Below are 4,696 nucleotides of genomic sequence, written 5' to 3'. Positions count from 1 at the left end.
AAGGGGAGCCAAAAGAGTACCCGGCTGCAGACCACCCAGCGCCGCCGGTGGGATCCCACCCAGCCACACCTGAGCCCGATTCCCCTTCACTTCCTGGATCACGCCGCTGACTGCCACCTGAGGGGGGGCGAGGAAGTAGGGCGGGATGCGTCGAGCTGTTTCTTTGCCCTCCAAGATGGGGCGCTGACAGGCAAACAGGCCCAGCTCCCGCCGGCTGGCCACTTGGTTGAAGGCCACCAGCAGGCGAGTGGCAGGTGTGCTTTCCCACAGGTACTGCGTCAGCAGATAGGTGAGTACTCCAGCGTAGAATCCTGGCCAAGCGGCTTCTGCTGCCAAGTCTTGGGGAGTGGTGGCGGCAATCAACAAGCCCTTGGGCGGAGACGGCCAAACCCGCTGCGGTTCCGAGGAGTCTGAGGCGGCAGATCCTGCTCCTTTCCCGGCTGGGGGGCGGGAACGCAGTTGCAAATTGCCTCGCACCGACGGCAAGACATGGGTGAAGCCACAGTCCAGCAGAGTGGTGATCTGGGCGGTGCCCAAGCCTTCCACAAGCCGGAAAAAGCTGTCTAGCTCCATCACCGCCATTCCTTCAGAGCCAGACAACAGCAGCACCGGCTGCCACTGGCCTGGCGCGGCTCCCGCCCGCCACTGGCCGTAGCCGCTAAACTGCACGACCACTGTTTCCGCCGCCTGACTTGAACCCCCCAAGTGCTCCGCAAAGGCCGCTTGGATCCCACTCGGCGTGGCGGCCCCATCGGTGAGGGTGAGAATCTCTGCCGGCTCAAAGCCAAAGCGATACAAGAGCAGCTCCCGCTGCAGCTCCACATCGGTCACACAGCCCTGCAGCGGGGATCCCTCACCAGGGTAGCGGTTAATACCTATCAAGAGAGCCAACTTGCGGGAGCTGGCCGCCAAAGCTTGCCCATAGCGCTCAGCCTGACCCACCAACCAGCCAGGAGAGAGACCAAGGCCGGCAGCAACCAGGAGTAACTTTTGTAAAAAAGACCGCCTTTCCATGTTAGCCTCGTGGGCTGCCTCACTGGCGTAACAGCCACCCTGTTGGCGAGCGAGCCACAGCTCAACTTTGTACTGGATCTGTTGCTGCCTACTTCAGGATATCCCCACCCCCACAGCTTTTTCGAGGGATCGGGTGACCGTTTTTGGCGTTTCGTTTACACGTTTACATTGTTGACGAAAGCCTTGGCGGGATCCCTTCCGTCTGGGTATGGGAAAACCGACGCCAAGCCCGTTTAGTACTTGCGCTGAATCCAATAGGTGGTAAATAGCTCGCCACTGGCCTGTTTCTGGATTTTGCCGCCCAAGTCAGCGATGCGCCGCTCCCACTCCTGTAGGGGTGTGAGAATCGGTTCGCTGCCTTTGAATAGCTCAATCAACCCCCACTGTTCGGCCCACACCGATTCAGGATTGACCACTTCGATAATCACTGGTGCAGCCGGACGCAACACCCGCATCAGTTCTGCCCAAACCGCATCAAAGTAATCTATCGGGTAGTAGTACAAAAATCCTGTAGCAATGGCCAGATCGAACTGCTCTGGCCCGTAGTTCTCCAGGTGATGGGCGGATCCCTGCTGCATCGACTTGAACAGCTTGGAGTTAAGCTGCGGTGCTCGCGAGCGCACAAAGCGCACGATCCCCCCACTCAGCTCATGGCCGTAAAAGTGAGCCTGCCAGTCGTTCCAGGGATAGGTCAGGAAACTCACTCCACAGCCCAGATCCAAGCAGGCTTCCCGCTTTTTGGGGGCGCGCAATTGCCAAAAAGGGATCCCCAGGCGTTCCTGGAGGTGATCCCGCTCTTGGGCTTGCCAAAAGGGCAACTGCTCCAGGTCGGGGGGAAGCTGCCAACTGGCCCGACCTAGCTGCACCTCCAGCTCCCGGTTGAAGCGGGCGGCTACGGCGGCAAGGTAGGGATCCCAGCGTTCCCCAGTTTGCGGTAGCTCCATCTTTGGCTAGCTGTGTCTTGGATGCTTGGGTGCTTAACTGGCCTTTAACCTAGACTACCAGGAGGCCCGGCCCATAGACCCCCGGCTCCAGGGATCCATTGACCCAACTGTAGCTGCCGAGGATGGTGCCAGCGGGGACTTGAGCCTGGGAGCCCAGGTGCGTGTGAGCGCCGATGTAGCAGGGGGCTTGTAGCTGGGCGTTGGGGTGGATCTCAGCCGTTTTGTGAACCCATACCCCCGGCGCCTTTGCTTCCACATCCTCGAGAGGAAAGTCTGTCATCCGGCCCAGGAGAATGTCCAGTTGGCCGTGGTAGTAGCTGGCCGGCGTGCCCAGATCCCGCCAGTAACCAGTGTGCAGGTAGGCTTGCAGCCGTCGCCCCTGCCGCAGCAAATCGGGGAAGACACGCCGCTCCAAGCTGAGGGGATCCCCGCTGGGGTAGTCTTTGAAAATAGCTGGATCAAGGACGTAGGTGCCGGCGTTGATGGTGTTGGTGGTGAGGGTGAGAGCTTCGGCAGCGGTGGGCTTTTCCCGAAAGGATTGGATCCGGCCCCCTTCCCCCACCTCCACTAGGCCATAGGCGGTGATGTCCTCCACGCGGGCAAGGGTAAGGGTGGCAACGGCCCCACTCTGCAGGTGGCACTGTATCAAAGCTAACAAATCCAGATCGGTGAGGATATCGGCATTGAAGACTACGAGGGGATCCCCGCTGAAGTAGGGTTGGGCCAGCACCAAAGCTCCCGCTGTGTCTAGCGGCGTCTCCTCGACGATGTAGCGGAGCTTTACTCCCCAAGCGGCGCCATCTCCAAGAGCCGCCTCGATTTGTCTGCCCAGATACCCCACGCTGAGTAAAATGTCTGTCAGGGCGGCCCGGCGGCAGCGCCCGATCAGCCAGTGCAAAAAGGGTACCTCCAACAAAGGCAGCAAGGGCTTTGGCTGCCATAGGGTCAAAGGCCGTAAGCGAGTTCCCTGCCCCCCTGCCAAAATCACCGCCTGCATAACCGTCCTCAACCCATCTTCCCCGCCTAGATAGTAGGGGAAAAGGGCTTGGTTCGCCAGAGCCAATTGGCTGAGGCTAGCTCAGGCGCAGATGCGGGGCACAGGGGCAGCCGCCGAGATGACTTGCAACAAACGCGGAATACGGCTGCTGTCGTAGATGCGAAATTCCTTTTCCACAACAGCTTTTTCGTCGCGCACCGCCTGGTTTAAAACGATGGATCCCTCGGGGTCGGAAACAGAACGGTGAAAGGTGCCAGGAGGAATGCGCAAAATGCCTCGATTCGCCTCCAGGCGCACAATGTGAAAGGGATCCCGCCAGCTAAAGTTGACCAAGTAAAAGGTTCGTCCTCCCCACAGAGCCAACAAATTGTCTTCTTGGTGGGGATGTAGATAAAACTGCCAATAGCCCTGAGGATTGTCGGGAGGGCTGACGGCTGGCCCTTCGTGATAAACCAGATCGCGGGCATTGGATCGGGGGATGGTGATATCGAAAAACCGCACGCCGGGAGTATCTCGAAACTGATGAAAAGGCAAGAGGGCAAACATAGATCTGGACATAGGCACGCCTAATTGTTCAGAGACAGCCAGAAGGTATTTTTTCCACTGTGAAGGAGAATTCCAGCTTTTTTCAGTCATACTGGCCCCAGCACAACAGAGGTATCTTCTGTACTTTCTGGGGAATAGCTGCCTTGCCGATTGGCAAGACTTCCATCCAGCGGAAAAAAGCTGTACGTTGTAGTTTAGTCAGCCTCAGCGAGAGGTTCAAACCTGAGATAACATCACATCTATGCGCAGATCGAATAGATGGCATCGATGAACATCTCGCAACTGCAAGCCTGGGTGGCAGTGGTGGAGAAGGGGAATTTCAGCGAAGCCGCCCTGCAACTGCACATTTCCCAGTCGGCGGTGAGCCGGGCCATCGCCAGTCTGGAAGAAGAACTGGGGGTAACCCTGTTGGTGCGCGGTCGGTTTGGGGCACGTCCAACTCCGGTGGGAGAGCGGTTACTGCGCTATGCCCGCAAGATGCTGCAATTGCGCGAACAGATGGACTACGAGGCCAACCTGGAAAAAGGCTTGCGTGGGGGAAGTGTGCGGGTTGCTGCCTTTCGCAGCGCTGCCACGCACCTGTTGCCACCGGTGATCGCCCGCTTTCGCCAGCAATTTCCGCAAGTTACCCTTACCCTCACGGAAGCAGATCCGGCCACTGTGGAACATCTGCTGCGCTCGGGCCAGGTGGATATCGGCCTGTTGCCGCTGCCGCGAGCTGCCGAGGATCTGCAGACGTGGGAGATCGCTCGCGACGAGTTCATTCTGTTGGTGCCGGAGAGCTTTGGCCCTCTGCCGGAAGCCGTGACCTGGGCGGATCTTTCCCGTTTTTCCTACATTCTCTACAACTACGCTGAATGCACCACAGCGGTGCGCAACCACTGGGAGGCGGCCCACCAAACCCTTAAGGTGGCCTACCTAGTCAAAGAAGATTCCACCATCGTCAACATGGTGGCGCAGGGCCTGGGAGCGGCCATTTTGCCTCGCCTGGCTGCCATCCCTATTCCCCCAGGGATCCAGATCCGCCGTCTGCCCGTCCCGCTGGAGCGGGTGATCGGGGCTGCCGTGCTGGCCTCGGCGCTGCATCCGCCGGCAGTCTATGCCTTTCTGGAGACTTTGCGAGGAAGCCGATCCGAGCGGGCAGGGTGAAGTTCAAGCCTCCTGAAGCCTTTTTGGCCGAGCACCGATCCCAGGC

5 protein-coding genes are annotated in these 4,696 nt (G+C 59.1%); 1 reads left to right on the top strand and 4 read right to left on the bottom strand.

Going from position 1 to position 4,696, the window contains the following annotated elements:
* The 4 genes from NW841_RS11270 to NW841_RS11255 all read right to left on the bottom strand — a co-directional run.
* The coding region (locus tag NW841_RS11270; RefSeq protein WP_414386446.1) for a caspase family protein at positions 1–1,014 on the bottom strand (1,014 nt) is incomplete at its 3' end.
* Between the two features lie 233 nt (positions 1,015–1,247).
* Positions 1,248–1,958, bottom strand: a complete 711-nt coding sequence (locus NW841_RS11265; protein ID WP_414364123.1) for a methyltransferase domain-containing protein — start codon at positions 1,956–1,958, stop codon at positions 1,248–1,250.
* Positions 1,959–2,007: 49 nt separating this feature from the next.
* Positions 2,008–2,967 (bottom strand): sugar phosphate nucleotidyltransferase, encoded by a 960-nt coding sequence (locus NW841_RS11260; protein ID WP_414386444.1) that lies wholly within the window; start codon positions 2,965–2,967, stop codon positions 2,008–2,010.
* Positions 2,968–3,036: 69 nt separating this feature from the next.
* A complete protein-coding gene (locus NW841_RS11255) occupies positions 3,037–3,501 on the bottom strand; it encodes a redox protein (RefSeq protein ID WP_414364126.1) in 465 nt (154 codons plus the stop codon).
* Positions 3,502–3,768: 267 nt separating this feature from the next.
* Between NW841_RS11255 and NW841_RS11250 the strand changes: the two genes are divergently transcribed.
* A complete protein-coding gene (locus tag NW841_RS11250; RefSeq protein ID WP_414371366.1) occupies positions 3,769–4,650 on the top strand; it encodes a LysR family transcriptional regulator in 882 nt (293 codons plus the stop codon).
* Positions 4,651–4,696 lie beyond the last annotated feature (46 nt).

The sequence above is a fragment of the Synechococcus sp. H60.3 genome, assembly GCF_047462295.1.
Taxonomy (GTDB): domain Bacteria; phylum Cyanobacteriota; class Cyanobacteriia; order Thermostichales; family Thermostichaceae; genus Thermostichus.
The sequence above is the reverse complement of the archived record's forward strand: the minus strand, read 5'-3'. Positions and strand labels throughout refer to the sequence as shown.